Origin of the sequence: Finegoldia magna ATCC 29328, from assembly GCF_000010185.1 — a bacterium.
Taxonomy (GTDB): domain Bacteria; phylum Bacillota; class Clostridia; order Tissierellales; family Peptoniphilaceae; genus Finegoldia; species Finegoldia magna_H.
This window is the reverse complement of the sequence record NC_010376.1, coordinates 72,592-89,580: the sequence shown is the minus strand read 5'-3', so window position 1 is coordinate 89,580 and position 16,989 is coordinate 72,592. Positions and strand designations below refer to the sequence as shown.

General features: G+C 33.8%; 15 protein-coding genes and 1 CRISPR repeat array. Of the genes, 6 read left to right on the top strand and 9 right to left on the bottom strand.

Annotated elements, in window-relative coordinates; translation table 11 throughout:
* Positions 1-57: 57 nt before the first annotated feature.
* On the top strand, positions 58-1,023 hold the full coding sequence (locus FMG_RS00355) for a 3-hydroxyacyl-CoA dehydrogenase family protein (protein ID WP_012290151.1): 966 nt from the start codon (positions 58-60) through the stop codon (positions 1,021-1,023).
* Positions 1,024-1,106: 83 nt separating this feature from the next.
* Here the strand turns inward: FMG_RS00355 and FMG_RS09820 are convergent, their stop codons facing one another.
* The 3 genes from FMG_RS09820 to FMG_RS00340 form a co-directional block, all read right to left on the bottom strand.
* Entirely contained in the window at positions 1,107-1,391 is a 285-nt protein-coding gene (locus FMG_RS09820; protein WP_012290150.1) for a GNAT family N-acetyltransferase, read from the bottom strand.
* Positions 1,392-1,668: 277 nt separating this feature from the next.
* Positions 1,669-3,189, bottom strand: a complete 1,521-nt coding sequence (locus tag FMG_RS00345) for a YifB family Mg chelatase-like AAA ATPase (RefSeq protein ID WP_012290148.1) — start codon at positions 3,187-3,189, stop codon at positions 1,669-1,671.
* Positions 3,190-3,368: 179 nt separating this feature from the next.
* On the bottom strand, positions 3,369-3,980 hold the full coding sequence (locus FMG_RS00340) for a glutathione S-transferase family protein (RefSeq protein WP_012290147.1): 612 nt from the start codon (positions 3,978-3,980) through the stop codon (positions 3,369-3,371).
* A gap of 219 nt (positions 3,981-4,199) precedes the next feature.
* On the opposite strand from FMG_RS00340, the gene thiS reads away from it, so the two are divergent.
* Genes thiS through thiH form a run of 4 tightly spaced genes read left to right on the top strand, consistent with a single transcriptional unit; the run spans position 4,200 to position 6,911 of the window.
* A complete protein-coding gene (thiS, locus tag FMG_RS00335; RefSeq protein WP_002841746.1) occupies positions 4,200-4,397 on the top strand; it encodes a sulfur carrier protein ThiS in 198 nt (65 codons plus the stop codon).
* A gap of 1 nt (position 4,398) precedes the next feature.
* A complete protein-coding gene (gene thiF, locus FMG_RS00330) occupies positions 4,399-4,995 on the top strand; it encodes a sulfur carrier protein ThiS adenylyltransferase ThiF (RefSeq protein WP_012290146.1) in 597 nt (198 codons plus the stop codon).
* Positions 4,985-5,749: a thiazole synthase gene (locus FMG_RS00325; protein WP_002837839.1), complete on the top strand. Its 765-nt coding sequence runs from the start codon at positions 4,985-4,987 to the stop codon at positions 5,747-5,749. Before thiF ends, FMG_RS00325 begins: the two co-directional genes overlap by 11 nt.
* Positions 5,750-5,756: 7 nt before the next feature.
* Positions 5,757-6,911, top strand: coding sequence for a 2-iminoacetate synthase ThiH (gene thiH / locus FMG_RS00320; protein ID WP_012290145.1), 1,155 nt, complete (start codon positions 5,757-5,759; stop codon positions 6,909-6,911).
* A 750-nt stretch (positions 6,912-7,661) separates the two neighbouring features.
* On the opposite strand, the gene FMG_RS00315 is transcribed toward thiH, so the two are convergent.
* The 5 genes from FMG_RS00315 to cas9 all read right to left on the bottom strand — a co-directional run bounded on the left by FMG_RS00315 (position 7,662) and on the right by cas9 (position 15,663).
* Positions 7,662-8,693 (bottom strand): PDDEXK nuclease domain-containing protein, encoded by a 1,032-nt coding sequence (locus tag FMG_RS00315; RefSeq protein ID WP_012290144.1) that lies wholly within the window; start codon positions 8,691-8,693, stop codon positions 7,662-7,664.
* Between the two features lie 81 nt (positions 8,694-8,774).
* Positions 8,775-9,736: direct repeats of the CRISPR family, unit length 36 nt; unit sequence GTTTAATACCTATATGAAATTACATCATTCTCAAAC.
* Between the two features lie 54 nt (positions 9,737-9,790).
* Positions 9,791-10,438, bottom strand: coding sequence for a type II-A CRISPR-associated protein Csn2 (csn2, locus tag FMG_RS00310; protein WP_012290143.1), 648 nt, complete (start codon positions 10,436-10,438; stop codon positions 9,791-9,793).
* Positions 10,435-10,740 (bottom strand): CRISPR-associated endonuclease Cas2, encoded by a 306-nt coding sequence (gene cas2 / locus FMG_RS00305; protein ID WP_012290142.1) that lies wholly within the window; start codon positions 10,738-10,740, stop codon positions 10,435-10,437. The genes csn2 and cas2 overlap by 4 nt, the downstream gene beginning before the upstream one ends.
* A gap of 4 nt (positions 10,741-10,744) precedes the next feature.
* Entirely contained in the window at positions 10,745-11,617 is an 873-nt protein-coding gene (cas1, locus tag FMG_RS00300) for a type II CRISPR-associated endonuclease Cas1 (protein ID WP_002837820.1), read from the bottom strand.
* Entirely contained in the window at positions 11,617-15,663 is a 4,047-nt protein-coding gene (gene cas9, locus FMG_RS00295) for a type II CRISPR RNA-guided endonuclease Cas9 (RefSeq protein ID WP_012290141.1), read from the bottom strand. The genes cas1 and cas9 overlap by 1 nt, the downstream gene beginning before the upstream one ends.
* Before the next feature lie 361 nt (positions 15,664-16,024).
* On the opposite strand from cas9, the gene FMG_RS00290 reads away from it, so the two are divergent.
* Positions 16,025-16,600 (top strand): ECF transporter S component, encoded by a 576-nt coding sequence (locus FMG_RS00290; RefSeq protein WP_012290140.1) that lies wholly within the window; start codon positions 16,025-16,027, stop codon positions 16,598-16,600.
* A 39-nt stretch (positions 16,601-16,639) separates the two neighbouring features.
* Here the strand turns inward: FMG_RS00290 and FMG_RS00285 are convergent, their stop codons facing one another.
* Positions 16,640-16,951: a hypothetical protein gene (locus FMG_RS00285; RefSeq protein WP_002837812.1), complete on the bottom strand. Its 312-nt coding sequence runs from the start codon at positions 16,949-16,951 to the stop codon at positions 16,640-16,642.
* Positions 16,952-16,989 lie beyond the last annotated feature (38 nt).

Below are 16,989 nucleotides of genomic sequence, written 5' to 3'. Positions count from 1 at the left end.
CTTTGGGTATATATGTAATGAAAGTTATCGGAAATTTGAATTATTAAGGAGGATTTTATGGCTAGAAAATTTGAAAAGGCCTGTGTCATTGGCGGCGGCGTGATTGGTTCATCGTTTACTTTGCTTTTTGCGATGGGAAAGATGGATGTTGTCTTGTATAATTTGGATGAAAATGAAGAGAACAAATCAAAGAAGATTATCGAAAAATACGTAGACGAATTGATTGAAAAGAATGTCGTTAGTGAAGACAAGCAAACGATAATGGCAAGAATTAGATACACTACCGACGAAAAAGAAGCGATTGAATTTGCAGATATTGTTGAAGAATGTATTCCTGAAAACTACGATGTGAAAAAAGAATTCGTGAAGGTTTTTGAAAAATACGCAAAGCCAGATTGTGTCTTGTGTTCTGCAACATCGGGACTACTTATCACAAAAATTGCAGAAGATGCCAAACATCCCGAAAGAATTTTCGGGGCGCACCCTTACAACCCACCTCATTTGATTCCACTTATTGAGATTTCACAAGGAGAAAAATCAGACCCAGAAATCGCAGATGCTCTTCGTGAATTGTTCGTTAAATTGGGCAAGAAACCCATCGTCATCAGAAATGAAGTTCCAGGTTTTATCGCAAACAGACTTCAAGCTGTGGTGCTTCGTGAAATGATGGATTTGGTGGATAAAGGCGTCGTTAGTATGGAAGATTGCGAAACTGCGTTGACATTTGGTCCTGCAATTCGCTGGGCAATCATGGGTCCAGGACAAATATTTGAACTTGGAGGCGGTGAACACGGACTTCAAGGTCTCTTGGATCATATCGGCCCTTCCATGGAAACTTGGCTAGAAGATGCTGCTACATGGACGAAATTCACAGACGACATCAAGAAGAAAACAGTCGACGGCGTTCACGAAGCAATCAAAAACAGACCCGATGAGATTGGCAACACTCACGAGACACTTGCAAAATATCGTGACGGAATGCTTGTAGAAATACTACGACTACACAAAGATTTTAAGATTTAATAGTAAAACAGCAAATCTCCCGAAAAACTCGGGAGATTTTTTGGTTTAAAAATATTTTTATGTTTTTTAATTTACATTATTTTTTATTTCTGAGATAATTTTTCCCACTCTTCACGTGTGACGCCGTATTTCATACTATCATAGTATGTGCCGTTCCAATAGCGAACTTTCCTGATTCTTGCCTCTTGTGTGAATCCGATTTTTTCTGCAGCCTTCATCATTCTAGGATTGCCGCTAAAAGTAGTCAGTCCTAGATGTTCGATTTGTGGGTTATCATTGAACACTTCGCTTGTCCACAATTTGAGGGCCTTCGTTCCTATGGATTTGTTCCAGTAATTTTCGTCGTAAATCACAATTCCTATTTCCATCCATCTAGTTTTCTAGTCAATCCAATTTTGAGATACCATGCCAACGACAACACCGTCTACCAATATAGCTCTGCAATTGGATTGTTGAAGATATTTCCAAATACCAGATTTTTCAAATGATTCTAAGGTTTCATAATGAATATAATCTTCAAAATACGGTCCGTTGAACTTCGCCCACTCTGGTGATTTTTCGTAAAATCCATCTCTCCATATCTTTTCTTTATGTTTATCGGTAAAGCTCTCTAATTGTATTTTAATCTTCTCTCCTTTGCCCCCACTACCCCCAGTATTTCTGATCCACTGTCCTATATCTGATGGCTTCCATCAAATGCTTTGCTTCGATGTTTTCTTTTCCGTCTAGGTCTGCGATTGTGCGTGATATTTTGAGGATTTTGTCGAATGATCTGGCGGAGAATTTGTATTTGTCGAATGCCAATTGTATTATGGAGTTTAGTTCGTCGTTTAATTTGCAGTATTTTCTAATTTGTCGGGTGTTCATTTGTGAATTGGTCGTGATTTTTTCATTTTTGAAGCGTTGTTTTTGGATTTCTCGTGCTGCTTCGACTCGTTTTTTGATTTGTTCTGATGTGTCGCATTGTTCATCTGTTGTGAGTTCGTCCAATTTTACTGGCGAAACTTCGACGTGGATGTCAATTCTATCGAGTATCGGGCGGCTGACTTTGTTGAGATAGTTTGCGATTTGGTTTTGCGAGCAAGTACATTCGTGGTTAGGATCTCCAAAGTATCCACAAGGACACGGATTCATTCCTGCAACAAATAGGAAATTTGCAGGATATGACAAGGATGCGTTGACTCTTGTTATGGTTATGTTTTTTGTTTCGAGTGGTTGGCGCAACACTTCTATTGTCGATTTGGAAAATTCTGGAAGCTCGTCTAGGAACAATGCTCCGTTGTGTGCGAGGCTGATTTCCCCTGGTTTTGGAACTCTACCACCACCTATCAAACTGACTTGGCTTGCGGTGTGGTGAGGGGATCGAAATGGTCTTGTTGTTACGATGTTTTTCTCTCCTAATAATCCTGCTACGGAGTAAATTTTCGTGGTTTCCATTATTTCATCAAAGCTCATGTCGGGCAAAATCGTGCTGAGTCTCATAGCAGACATTGTTTTGCCGCTTCCAGGAGGTCCAATCATCAACAAATTGTGAAATCCCGCCGCAGATATTTCCATCGCTCTTTTGAGAAATTTCTGCCCTTTTATGTCCGAAAAATCAACGTCGTAATGTATTTCTTGTTGCATGATGTCAATGTCATCCAGAATTTTCAACTCTTCTTCGCCATTCAAAATCCTGATGATTTCATCCAAACTTTCCACACAAACCTTTTCTATTCCTTTGACCATGCTGCATTCTTGTGCGTTTTGTTTGGGTATGTAAACTCGTTCGTATCCCAAATCTTTAAGTGACAACACCATGCACAACGATCCGTTTACTGGATTTAGTCGTCCGTCCAATGATAGTTCTCCGATGAACGCCCATTTTTCTGAAAAATCTTCCACCACTCCCATTGATTGCAAAATCGCCATCGCAATCGCAAGGTCTAGCTGGGAACCTTCTTTTCTCAAATTTGCCGGCGCCAAATTAATCGTGATACGTTTCACTGGAAATCTGATTCCAGTGTTTTCAATCGCAGAGCGCACTCTTTCCTTGGATTCTTTTATAGAAGTATCAGGAAGGCCAACGATGTTAAACGAACGCAGTCCATTCGCAAGGTCGCACTCGCATTCCACGACATATCCGTTCAATCCTTCCAAACAACACGTTTTTACTTTCGAATACATATTTTCTCCTTGTTATTAATTATTAATGTGATTTATACCGAAAAATTGACAATTACGCATTTTGATTTTTCAACAGACATTAATTATCAACCAATTTTATACAAACTTATTATCTATATTATATCACTGTATTTGGACAAATAAAAAATCGGTGCAGATAATTCTACACCGAAAATTTTCTATTCTTGTGATTTCTTCATGATCTCTTGTACAGTTTTGTCTTTTTCTATTTTCTCAGAAACTCTATTGATATTTGGATATTCTTTCCAAGATTTTGGAGTAAGTTCGCTCCAGCGAGTAAGAACGTAAACATACGCATCCAACACAGTTTTCTTGTTTTTGTAAACGTGATCGCCGTCTCCAATCAAACGGTCCAAATGAGTCATCATTTTGTCGATAGTTTCAAATGATTTTTGTTTGATTTTATCAATCTCTGCTTCGTCAGTTGATGTTGTCAAGCCAGCTGGTACGAACAACGCTTCAAATGCTGGATGAAAATCTCCAGTCATAAAAGCCATGATTTCATCGAATTGGAACTTGTCTTCGGGAGATTCGTCAGCTCCCAAATCTTTTTCGGGGTATTTGTGCAAAACGTAGCGAAGAATTGCTGCCAATTCGCCTCTCACAATGCCTTCTCCGATATCAAGCGCTGGAACTGCTCCCAACGGATTGATTTTTCTGTATTCATCTGTTCCAAGTTGTACCTTTTCTACTTCGTAATCTGCGCCTGCCCATTCCAATGCAATCCAACAAGCAACAGCGCATGTACCTGGTGCGTAATATAATTTCATATTCTCCTCCTTTTGTTTCGCTGTAAATTGTATACCCTTTATTCTTTTTTAATAATCAAATTGATTGGGCAAATTTGAAAATTTGTGTGACAAATTTCTCGGATAAATTTTTGAAAATTCAAATTAATGTGCTATAATAATCACAGAGTGTTTAACACGAAGGGGTACACCACCGCGGGTGTAGGTTTCCTTCGTGTTATTTTTTTTAGGGGGTGAATTATGATTACTGTAAATTCTGTCAAATATCCATTCGAAGAAAATTCTTCTTTGAGAAAAGTATTGGAAGATTTGAACTTTAATGTGGAGTTGACGGTTTGCGAAGTTAACAAAAACCTCGTCAAAAAAGTTGACTACGATAATTTTATCGTCACTGATAACGACGAAATCGAGGTGTTTTCATTTGTTGGAGGAGGTTAAAATGGAGAATATTTTCAAAAGACAAATCCCCGAGCACACACACATTTTCAGAAAATCTAAAATTCTGATCCTTGGATGTGGTGGTTTGGGAACAAATTTGTGTTTCATGCTCGCAAAATCAGGCATTGGCACCATCAAAATAGTGGACTACGACAAGGTCGAATATTCCAATTTGAACAGACAAATCTACAGGCCAACTGATGTCGGCAAATACAAGGTCGATGCGTTCAAGGAAATTTGTGATGATTTTTTGCCATTTGCAAATATTTCTGTCGAAAACATCAAAATCGCAGAAGACAACATCGACGAAATGACTGAAGGCTACGATATCGTGCTGGAAGCGTTAGATGATGAGTACGCAAAATCATTGGTGTTGGAGCATTTTATCGGAACGGACAAGAAGCTCATATCGGTGTCTGGAATTGGCGGCGTGAAAAAATTAGATATGAAAATAAAAAAAATGAACAACATTGTAGTTTGTGGTGATTTTGAAACGAAGACAGACATCGGCTTGTACTATCCAAACGTGATGATGGCTGCAAGCACACAAGCTATAATCGCACTTAATTGGTTATTGGAGGAAAATAATGGAAGATAAATTGATTTTGGGTGGCAAATCTTTCGACTCGAGATTTATTCTTGGATCTGGAAAGTACGATCCCAACCTTATCAAAGCTTGCGTGGAATCTGCAGGCTGCGAGATGATTACTGTGGCACTTAGACGTGCAAATACAGACGATACGAAAAATATTTTGAACTTTATCCCAGAAAATGTGACGATAATTCCGAACACTTCTGGAGCGAGAAACGCAGACGAGGCGATTAGAATTGCAAGGCTTGCTCGTGAAATGGGCTGCGGCAATTTCGTAAAAATAGAAATCATGCGTGACAGCAAATACTTACTTCCAGACAACGTAGAAACGTTGAAAGCTACGAAAGTTTTGGCGGACGAAGGATTCGTCGTTATGCCATATATGTATCCAGATTTGAACTTTGCGAGAGATTTGAAAGAAGCTGGTGCAAGTTGCATCATGCCATTGGGATCTCCGATTGGATCCAACAAGGGACTTGCAACGAGAGATTTCATCCAAATCATCATCAACGAAATTGATTTGCCAGTGATTGTGGATGCAGGAATCGGCAAACCATCGCAAGCGTGTGAAGCCATGGAAATGGGTGCAAGTGCAATCATGGCGAACACTGCCATCGCTACAAGCGGCGACATCAACAAAATGGCAGAGGCTTTCGCACTAGCAATCAAAGCAGGAAGACTAGCTCACATCGCAAAACCGGGCAGAGTGTTGGAAACGGGTGCTGACCCATCATCTCCACTCAGAGATTTCTTTAAGTAGGCGACAAATGGAAGATTTCAAATATTTTAACAATATGCAAGACATTCATTCGGACATTTACGATAAATTATCTGAAAAATTAAATGAAGTAAAATCCGTAACTGTAACAGCTGATGATGTCAGAAGAACTTTGGGTAAAATCAAAAACAACGAAGCATTGGACCATTTTGATTATTACAATATGTTGAGTGATTGCGCAATTGATTTTATCGAAGAATTGGGAGACATCGCGCAAAAACTCAGACTACAATATTTCGGAAACAACGTGTATTTGTTCAGCCCACTTTACATCGCAAATTATTGCGAGAATAGCTGCAAATACTGTGGATTTAGAGCGAAATCAGATATCGTCCGTGCGAAACTTACCATGGATGAAATAGAATCTGAAATGAAGCAAATGAGACGTGAAAAAATCGAAGACGTTTTGATTCTAACAGGTGAATCGCAAAAATACTCCTCGGTGGATTATATATGTGATGCCGTCAAATTGGCGAAGAAATATTTCCGTGTAGTTGGCGTTGAAGTCTATCCTACAAATGTCGAAGATTACAAGAAACTTCACGAAGCAGGATGTGATTTCATCACAGCTTTCCAAGAAACATACAACCCAACAAATTACAAATTCTATCACCCAACTGGACACAAATCTTGCTTTCCTTATCGATTGGACACGCAAGAACGTGCAATCATGGGAGGAATTCGTGGCGTAGGATTCGGGGCGTTGTTCGGACTTTCCAATGGAATTGAAGACTGTTTTTGCTTGGGAATGCACGCAAATTTACTGCAAAAAAAATACCCACACGCAGAAATCAGCATATCATTTCCACGAATCAGGCCAACAAAAAACGAAGAAGATTTGAACATAAAAGAAGTTCCTGAGACAAAATTGATGCAATTTATAATCGCAACCAGAATCTTCTTGCCATTCGCACAAATCACAATCTCAACAAGAGAATCCAACGAATTTCGTAACTTGTCACTCTTGATGGGAGCTACCAAAATCTCCGCAAGCGTCGACACGGGAATAGGAAGACGTAACGATGAAAAAGATAAAGGCGACGAACAATTTTTGATCAACGACACACGAACAGTCGACCAAGTAGAACGCGACTTGGCGAAATACAACTTGTATCCTGTGTATAGCGACTACATTGATGTGTAAAATTTAATATCTTATCATGGCCCACATTTGTGGGCTTTTTTTATAAATATGTGAAATTACATAATTCTCAAACTTATAAGGATAAGTTAAAGAAAAAACTCAAGTAATACTAAAAAGCAAAAACGCCCACAAACGTGGGCAATAGATAGACAAGCAGGTTAAAACCTGCTGCTTTCTATTCTATAAAATATAATAAAAACACTTAAAAGTCAAGTGGTAAAAATTCGGATAAAAAAAGTAAAAAAATCAAGCTTAAAACCCGACGATATAATTAATCTAATAAGTGCAATTATTGGATTAATAGCCGTGATTCTAGGCTTGATAATAAAATTACTGGGATAGGGGTTATTATAACCTATCTCCCCTTTAGCTTGTGAAAATTATACTACAAAGGATGGATAAAAATCAAGTGGAAAATAAAAGAGGTTAAAAAATAAAATATGAGCCTGAGAAAGGAGAAAATCATGTGCGGAATGACAAACGAACAATTTAACGCAGTATTAAAACTAATAATACAAATTTTAAAAGATGATAACGTATCTGAAAACACAATAAAAAAGATTGAAAATTTATTAAAATAAAAATTCAATCTTTCGTAAATCCAAGTTACAAGGTGATAGCTTGTAACAGCTTTTAAAGGAAGGGAGCCTACTCCTCCCTCCTTTTTAAAAATTATATTATAAAGGAGGTTAAAATACAAGTGGATAAAAAAAGAAGTAGATTTTTTTCTCTACTTCTCCAATTTATATTTTATTTTTCCTTGTATTTTTCTATTACTTTTTCAACTTGTTCTTCAAGCTCTTCTCTATTTGGGATATACAAAGTGTATTTTGATGCGAATATTTTATTTGACAAGTTTCCTAATGCGTATTCTGCTTGCACCCCGTCTTTATCAGTACACAATATTATTCCTATCGGTTCATTGTCCATCTCATCATTAACTTCTGATTTATAATAATTGAGATACATATTGATTTGACCTACTGCTTCTGGCATGAGTTTCGTTGTTTTTAGTTCGATTAAGACATAAGACCTTAAAATTTTATTGTAAAATACCATATCCACATAATAATGAGTGTTGCCTAGGGTTACCCTTTGTTGACTGCCTACATACATAAAACCCTTGCCAAGTTCTAGCAAGAATTTTTCAATATGGTCTATCAGCGCTTTTTCTAAATCACTTTCCATCATTGGTTTTTCTTCTGGTAAGCCTAAAAATTCAAATACATAAGGGTCTTTTACAAGATCTGCTGGCTTGTTTATTTCATTGCCCTTTAAGGCTAGGTCTAGGACTTTTTCTTTGTTCTCTTCTCCTGATGATAAGAGCAGTCTTTCAAAAAGCGATGTTTTAATTTGCCTTTTAAGTTCTCTTACTGACCAGTTTGCGTTGATACTTTCTTTTTCATAAAAACTTCTTTTTTTCTCATCGCTAATGAATAAGAGTTCACAATAATGTGACCAGGTCAATTTTCCAGACAGTGTCTGGAATATTGGATATGATAAATATAGGTTTCTCATATTAAATAAGTTAGACTTAGAAAATCCTTTACCATACTCCTTTGTAAGTTGCCTTGACAAGTCATTTATAAGCTCTCTCCCATACTCTGCTCTTTCTGAATGACCTTGCTCATCTTCTACGATAATGCGTCCAATCTCCCAGTAAGTTTGCACCAAAATATTATTGACTTCACGAAAAACTTCATTTCTTGCCTTATCCATCAATATTTTTATGCTATTAAAAACATCATCATGAACTCTATCTATGTCGTTTTTGTTATTCATACAAAGCACCTCTTTGACCTCTTAATCGCTATAATTATATCATTCTTAAGCATGAGTTACGTTGAAAGCGTGGACGAAGATGTTTAATACCTATATGAAATTACATCATTCTCAAACTGTCCTCGAACGTCAATCCTAAACTTTCAGGTTTAATACCTATATGAAATTACATCATTCTCAAACCAACATACTCAATCTTTTTATGTTTTACTCGTTTAATACCTATATGAAATTACATCATTCTCAAACTATAAATTAAGTATTCTTTTAAATTATCATTGTTTAATACCTATATGAAATTACATCATTCTCAAACTATACACTGCTTGCAATTCGTAGTCATCAAAGTTTAATACCTATATGAAATTACATCATTCTCAAACTTCACTTCTGCTTTCGGTTTTTTATAACCAGTTTAATACCTATATGAAATTACATCATTCTCAAACCAAGCTTATATTCGGGAGCTTGTAAACAATGTTTAATACCTATATGAAATTACATCATTCTCAAACATCACTCAAACCATTCAGATTAATCAGTATGTTTAATACCTATATGAAATTACATCATTCTCAAACGGGAACTAAAGATTAAAACAAAAATAGCAAGTTTAATACCTATATGAAATTACATCATTCTCAAACTTCAAATGATGAAACAAATCGTGTAGAAATGTTTAATACCTATATGAAATTACATCATTCTCAAACAAATCAAATCCTTGACCTCATCAAGTTTGAGTTTAATACCTATATGAAATTACATCATTCTCAAACAGTAACTGTAATTGTATGTTCACCTAATCCGTTTAATACCTATATGAAATTACATCATTCTCAAACCGTCGTTTGGAGTAAATCCAAATTCGTACTGTTTAATACCTATATGAAATTACATCATTCTCAAACGTTCGTACGATACTCCTCATCTCCACCATAGTTTAATACCTATATGAAATTACATCATTCTCAAACGTGTGTGGAAAAGAGTTTGACGAGGATAAAGTTTAATACCTATATGAAATTACATCATTCTCAAACCTCAAATCCATGAGGTAGAATCACTCCATCAAAGTGGTAATTTTATATAGATAATTATAAAACTCTGCATAAATCATTATCAAACAGCAATTTTTTGGAAATGTAATTGCTATCTACTAATATATTATCATAATTTATTATGCAAATGTTCTTAATTTTAATGTAATCAGATAATTCTTTGAGCTCTTCTTCTGTAAAATACTGCAATAAGTTTATTGTGTAGAATACATCTATCTTCAAAACATTTTGGTAAATGTCTAAAAAAGAAACAAATTTATCCAGGAAATCTGTGTAGTCTACACTTGGTTTAATTGGTACTACTTTTAATAAAGATTCAAAATTTATTTCATCACCAATTTCTAGCATATACGGATAATCTAGTGTAATGTCGTTAATAAAATTAACAATCGATGAGTTTAAATTTATTTTTTGTTCGTAATGTTTTTCATCTGAGATAATTTCCATTAAATCTTTAATAATTTTCGTAGTGATTTTCTTGTCATCAAAGTCCAAAATAGCGGAGTTTTCTATGACTTTGTGTTTTGTAATTAACTCGTCATCATCATATAATTCTATGGTTTCCTGATTGTAGATATTTTCTATTATTTTTCGATATTCTAATTTATTTTCAATTGTTATGTTGCAAATATCTCCATAGTCTATAAAAAATGGTTCATTTAATAGATCGTATTTTATATTCATAGTATTATCAATCCTTCATCCGTATCCAACATGCTAGACTTGTTCTCTCCAACAATGTATTCCATAGATTGAAATTGTTTTTCGGTTATTGTAAGTATTTGAACTATTCCCATCGATGGTTTGTTCTTTTCTATTCTATCTTTTAATGTATTTGCATTGGTCTGATTCAATGATAGTTTGCAATAAACAGATTCTTGTAACATCATGAACCCTTCTGACAGCAAAAATTTTCTAAAAGCTCGGTATCTTTTTTTATCATCCAGTGATATTGTTGGCAAATCAAAAAATACAATTGTTCTCATATATCTATAACTCATAATCAATAAATTTAATTAATTGTTCTTCTCCTTTCTCCAATGCTAAAAACACCGACTTGCAATACTCATTAACTGCATTGAGCAATGTATACCTTGTTTTTCCTATGAAAACTTCTTCGTCCATGATTTTTAATGTTGCTATTTTTTCTTCTTTGTCGAATTTCTCTGGTTCATAAAAATATACAATATTATCAATCATAGGTCGTAGCGGTTCCATTAAATCGCTTGATAAATTGTAGTAATTGAATTGATTTTCGTGAAATATCCCTAGTTGTGTTAAGTATCCCGAGGATGTGATCTCTCGTGTGAATATTGACAGTAATATAGAATATCCGAAATTCAGCATCGCATTTGTCGGATTATCTTGGCTTCTCGAAAAATCTTTGCCAAAAAGACTATTGAAATATACTTTTGCTGCGTGACCTTCCCTGTTCGAAACATCTCCATCCTGCACTTGTGATTTATATTCTAATAGAAGATTGGCATTTTCGTTACCTATAAATTTCAATAGCAAAGCTTGCCTATTGATTTTCTCTTTGGTAATTTCTCTCCACGTCTTTTGTTTAGAATTATTCTGCCATGAAATTTGCTTTCTAATCATTAGAGGAGAATTATGTTTATTGTAGTAATTAACAATTTCTCCAATTGTGTTATGATCCTTTCCGCAGAAAATTATTTTTACTTTTTCTGCTATCAATTTCTCAATCAATGCTGTTGTAAATGAAACCATTGTTGAATCGATTATCAACACAGCAATTTCTGGTATATGAATTTTTACGATTTCTTCTTTTCTAATAACTAGATTATTTAATTTCAAGTCGAGCTTTGCTCGACCTGAAATTAATACTGTTCTCCATCCCATTATTTTATTCTTATCCTCTTTTCATATATTCCTGTTATTGATTTATATACTAGATATGTGTTGTCAGGTAAATTCGTAATTCTTGGCTTTCCACATTCAGTACCTAGTCCAATTACAGTAAAGTCCACTGCATTATTTGATGTTTTATATGAAAGTGAAATAAAAGCTACCAGTAATTGGTATAATTGTTTATTATCTAGAGTGTCTAGATCGATTATTTCATATTTTTCTATTATTGTATCAGTAGTGCGTCTATTCTTGTATTTTCCTGCCTTGAATTGTTGATAGATTTTATCAATATAACTCTCCATAATTTTTCTATCCTCTTCTGTTAATATGGCATCTTTTTTGTATTTATTTTCTATTTTTTTCAAATTCGAAATTTCATCAACTCTCCAATACATTTGCTCATTTGGTTTAACAGTTATACTACCATCATTCGATTTAGTGGATATTAAATAACTAAAATTATCTATAATTATTTCTGTACGATAATTAATTTTGTCTATTATTATCTTTGGATCTTGTAATTGCAATACATTTATCGCATAATCTAATACTGTATTTTTATCTTCATAAAATTTACTAAGCAAATGTAACGGAAATAATTCTATGCTTCTTATTCTTTTCTTGCTTTTAGTATGCTCTACCAAGAAAAAGAACGCTCCATTTATAGCCTTATATCCTCCATATTTCGATACATCTTGTAATCTATCGTCTTTTTTTAGTGGAAGATATATTTTACCTTTCTTGTAATCCTTTTTCCCTGCAATGGTAGCGTTGAATAACTCTCCTTTTTTTACATGACTTTCATTGCTGATTAGAACTGATGGTTTATTCAATGTATCTACAATCAATTTTCTACCTTTTTCAGGTGTCCAGATAACTTTTCCTTTGGATTTACGAGGTCTTGTAAAATCTTTGCTTAACGAATATTTTACCTTGTCACCTTCTCTGTTTTCTTTGACATAATTTATTGGATTTGATGTGAACTCTCGATTCCACACATCTCCTGCTACAATATTCAAAAACGCATCGTGAGCATGGTGAAGGTCATTTACTTCTCTGGATTTAAGGGTATTCATGTCTTTTCTCAAATCACTTGCAAGACTTGCTTTTACAGGTATTATTTTTGATTTTTGGTAGAACTTTTCAAATAATTCTTTGATTGCTTTTGTTGATTGTCTTGTTTCTACAAGTTGTCTGTTGATGAATCCGCCAAGTTCTTCATTTGTTAGTGGTGTATTTCTTATTAATCTATTGTATTTTTCTTTGCTGATGAACTCTTTTTCCATCAAATACTTCCAGTAATTGTAAATCTTTGGATTGTTTCTTATACTGGATGGTACAGGGTATATGTTGCCTTTTGTGGTTTGGTTTGCATTTTTATTTACTAATACCAAGTTGTTTATTATCGAATCATCTTTTTTCATACTTTGAGGTATTATGTGGTCTTTATCGTAGTGTGTAGAATCGAATAATTTATCCAGGTCAATCTTTTCGCCAGTGTACATATCTCTACCCATTTGAGTGTAGTAAAGATAAAGTTTTCTGCTTCTAAGATCGCTATCGTCTAATTTATTCAACCCTGTTAATAGCTTTTCATATTGACTATCTCTTTCATCTTTTTTTATCGCCTTATATAGGTCTAGTAATTTATTTTTTCTAGAAATTGTCGTCTTTTTTTCCTCTTCAGATTTTGCCATTTCTATGAAGATTTTATCCGGGTCATATCCCATAACCTTTGTGATTTCTTCTGTAACTCTTATAACTTGCCATATCATCTTTTTTACAGATGGAGATACGTAAAGATTTTCAACCACTTCATAACTTATTTCTTGAGGAATATATTTTTTCCTTAACTTATCAATATATTCATTAAAGCTGTAATTTTGGCTTCCAATTATTTGCATCAAATTGTCACTTGAATTTCTCAAGAAATTAATTACAGTATCAGTCTTTTCTGTTTCTTTTTTTGTTCCTTTTATTCCGTCTAATAATTTTCTTGATAATCTTCCCCAATCTTTGTATTTAAGGTTGATAATTTTTTGAATTTGAGAACTTGATAAATCGGGATAAGTTTCCTCGATGTATTTTTTCAAAAGTTTCTTATTTCCCGTATGAATTGTAATTTTCTCAATGAGATCTTCCACCATTTCTACGTCAAACTTGTCTTCTAATATATTGTTAAAATCAATATATGATTTCATATTGGATGCTATTTCCAAGTTTTTCTCTGAATTATCAAAGTCTTCTTTATCTGCAAAGTTATTCCTTACCATATAATCTCTGATCGATTTGAGAGTGACTTTTGTCTTTTTCTTGAATAATTCTTCAATTAATTTCAACTTAACATCGGTATCTAGTGGCTTTCCATTAATCCTCAAATTATTCAATTCATTTAGCACCATATATTCTGAATAAAGAATAGAAGATTTAGGAAGAACTGTCTCTTCTGGAAGATAAGTGCATTGATTTAGCATTCTTTTGATAAATTCTTCTTCACTTTTATGAAGATCAACTATTTTTTCAAAATTCCATGGTCTTATTTTTTCGCCTTTATTTCTGAATATCCAAGCATTTCCGCCATTGTTTTTGTGATAATCATTTAATGGTCCAACATAATATGGAATCCTAAATGTAAATGTTTTTCTGATCTTTTCTATTTTTGTAAATTCTTCCTTCTTATTATTAAAGCTAGGGTAGTTTTTGGCTAAGTTTTCCAATATTTTATCTAATTCAAAAAGGTGAATTTGATGTGGAATAACCGAATTTATGGATGATATTTGTTTTAATAGAAAGTTTTCTTGTTCTATTTTCCCCAATAAATACTTAACATCTTCATCTTCACAGTCGCATTGTTTTTCAAGAATTCCTTTAACGTATTTTGTAAATTCAATATTTGATATTTTCTTCTTTGCGGTAATCTTTTTGTTTTTGTTCAAATAATATCCAATATATGAAACATATCCATTTCCATTATCTTCCTTGAATACTTGCTTGAACAATTTTCCATCTTCATCGTATTTTTTTATTACTTTTTTAAGTATTTCGAGGTCTTTTTTATGTTCATCGTATCGTTCGACTTGTGCATCAGAAAGTGTGCTCTTACCTTTTAAAATAGATTGAAGGATTAAAAAATCATATGTTGATTTAAGTGTGTTAAACAATGTTATGTTTTCTTGTAAAACTTCCTCAAAATATTGGAGATTTTCCTCGTAGCTATCTCCTGTAAGAACGAAATCTTCCTTGTTATCTTCCTTTATTTTTTCAAGAATGTCTTCATCTGAAATTATATTTTTTATTTTTGCTTTACCAGTAACTATTGATTCAAAAATCGAGTTTAGGATGTTACCTTCTTGTTTATTAAAATCTTGTCCTTTTATAAGCTCTTTTAGATTGTTTTTCTTGTCTGTTCTTTTCTCGTTCACATCCGCCAAAATTTCAAATATCGAATCCATAAGCTCTTCTTCTAATTCGATTTTTAATAAATCATTTATTAATAGAATAAGTTGTTCTTTTAATGGTTTATCATCTGTAACGTGAGAAATCTGACCATCTATTAGAAAATGTCCCCTTCTTTTCATCATTTGATTGATAGCTAGAAAATAGTATCTAATGTCTACTTTTCCATGTTCTTCCATTAAATATTTTCTAAGATGAAAAATAGTAGGAAACTTTTCAAAATATTGCTTGTCGCTGAAATTTTTATCATTAAATAACGAATATTTCCCAGATACTTTCTTGTCTTCAGCCCAGAATTTGCTTTCATCAAGTCTGTCATAGAAGTCTTTGTCAACCTTTTTGATTTCATCTTCAAAAATTTCTCTCAAAATTTGAAGACGCATACCTTTTCTGTCGTTTCTTCTTCTACCACTTCTAAATATTCTTGTGTTTGCTGCAGTGTCTGCTTTTTCAAATAATCTTACTCCCCACAAATCTTTTCCTTTGGCTCTAAGAATATTATAGAATTCGTCAGTCACAGCCCATCCTACACTATTAGTACCTACATCCAATCCGATATAATATTTTTTTTCGCTTTTCATAAATCCTCCAGATAAACGTTGACAAAAATTGGGTTTTCTAATATAATTTAGTTAATCTCAGTTTAATACCTATATGAGATTACATCATGAGTTCAAATAAAAGTTTACTCAAATCGCCCGAAAGAGCCCACATTGGTGGACTAAACAAATCTTCGGATTTGTTTTTTTATTGCATATTATTATTAGATTTTTGTCTTTAATTTTATTATATCAAATAATATAAAAAGTTCTAAAGTCTAATTCTTAATAATTTGTAAACGTTTGTTGTTGTCAAACTTTATTTCATTTTGTGTAAAATCAATTGACAAACAATGCCATTAGCCATACACTTTAATTATAATTATTTTGAGGAGGGGTTTATTTGAAGATAAAAACTCACAAGCTTGTTCAATGTGCAGTGCTTGCTGCATTATGTTTCATCACGTTCACTTATTTGCAAATCAAGGTGCCAGTTCCGGGTGGAGATTTCACATCAATCCATTTTGGTAACGTGTTCTTGGTTTTGGCTGCGCTTTTACTCGGCGGTCTTTACGGTGGACTTGCTGGGGCTATCGGAATGACTATCGCAGATATCATGGATCCTGTGTATATAATGGTTGCTCCGAAGACTTTCGTGTTGAAGTTGTGTATTGGTTTGATTGTGGGAGCAATCGCTCACAAATCCAAGAAAATCAACGAATCTAACGACAACAAATACATTTTGAAGTGGGCTGTTATCGCTTCATGTGCAGGAATGTTGTTCAATGTGTTTGCTGATCCATTAGTAGGTTATTTTTATAAATTATATGTCTTGGGTCAACCACAACAAATAGCATCTGCATTGGCGAAAATCAGTGCCGGTGTAACTTTCTTCAATGCTGTTGTGACTGTTATCGTTGCAAATATTTTGTACATGGCAGTGCGTCCAGTGTTGAAACGCTCACATTTATTGGATTAAAAAATGCGTCAGATTTTACTCTGACGCATATTTTTTTCATTACCCTATCGCTATAAACACTATTGCAAGTATCAATGCTAATAGTCCTACAAGGATACATTTTCTACAAGTAGATATTCTTTTCAATATCATTTCTTGTTCTTTTTTGGTAAATTTTCTGTTGTTTTTTCTCATCAAAATCCTATCCAACGCTACTGGTTGGCGGTTATTTTGTGAGATAGTTTGCCACACTTTTTCTGAGTTGACGTTTTTTCTAATCTTGGCGATTGCCAATATTCTCGATATTGAATAAATTCCATAAATGAGTGCTATCGCAAATATTCCTAAAAACACATAGCCTACTATTTTCATTTTATCATCTCCTTTACGATTAGTATAAATGAGATTTC

Bases quoted from the DNA above. Each gene is read 5' to 3' on its own strand.
- cas2 (WP_012290142.1), bottom strand. From the start codon at position 10,740: ATGAGAACAATTGTATTTTTTGATTTGCCAACAATATCACTGGATGAT.
- thiH (WP_012290145.1), top strand. From the start codon at position 5,757: ATGGAAGATTTCAAATATTTTAACAATATGCAAGACATTCATTCGGAC.
- cas9 (WP_012290141.1), bottom strand. From the start codon at position 15,663: ATGAAAAGCGAAAAAAAATATTATATCGGATTGGATGTAGGTACTAAT.
- csn2 (WP_012290143.1), bottom strand. From the start codon at position 10,438: ATGAATATAAAATACGATCTATTAAATGAACCATTTTTTATAGACTAT.
- cas1 (WP_002837820.1), bottom strand. From the start codon at position 11,617: ATGGGATGGAGAACAGTATTAATTTCAGGTCGAGCAAAGCTCGACTTG.
- thiS (WP_002841746.1), top strand. From the start codon at position 4,200: ATGATTACTGTAAATTCTGTCAAATATCCATTCGAAGAAAATTCTTCT.
- FMG_RS00340 (WP_012290147.1), bottom strand. From the start codon at position 3,980: ATGAAATTATATTACGCACCAGGTACATGCGCTGTTGCTTGTTGGATT.
- FMG_RS09820 (WP_012290150.1), bottom strand. From the start codon at position 1,391: ATGGAAATAGGAATTGTGATTTACGACGAAAATTACTGGAACAAATCC.
- FMG_RS00325 (WP_002837839.1), top strand. From the start codon at position 4,985: ATGGAAGATAAATTGATTTTGGGTGGCAAATCTTTCGACTCGAGATTT.
- FMG_RS00285 (WP_002837812.1), bottom strand. From the start codon at position 16,951: ATGAAAATAGTAGGCTATGTGTTTTTAGGAATATTTGCGATAGCACTC.
- FMG_RS00355 (WP_012290151.1), top strand. From the start codon at position 58: ATGGCTAGAAAATTTGAAAAGGCCTGTGTCATTGGCGGCGGCGTGATT.
- FMG_RS00345 (WP_012290148.1), bottom strand. From the start codon at position 3,189: ATGTATTCGAAAGTAAAAACGTGTTGTTTGGAAGGATTGAACGGATAT.
- thiF (WP_012290146.1), top strand. From the start codon at position 4,399: ATGGAGAATATTTTCAAAAGACAAATCCCCGAGCACACACACATTTTC.
- FMG_RS00315 (WP_012290144.1), bottom strand. From the start codon at position 8,693: ATGAATAACAAAAACGACATAGATAGAGTTCATGATGATGTTTTTAAT.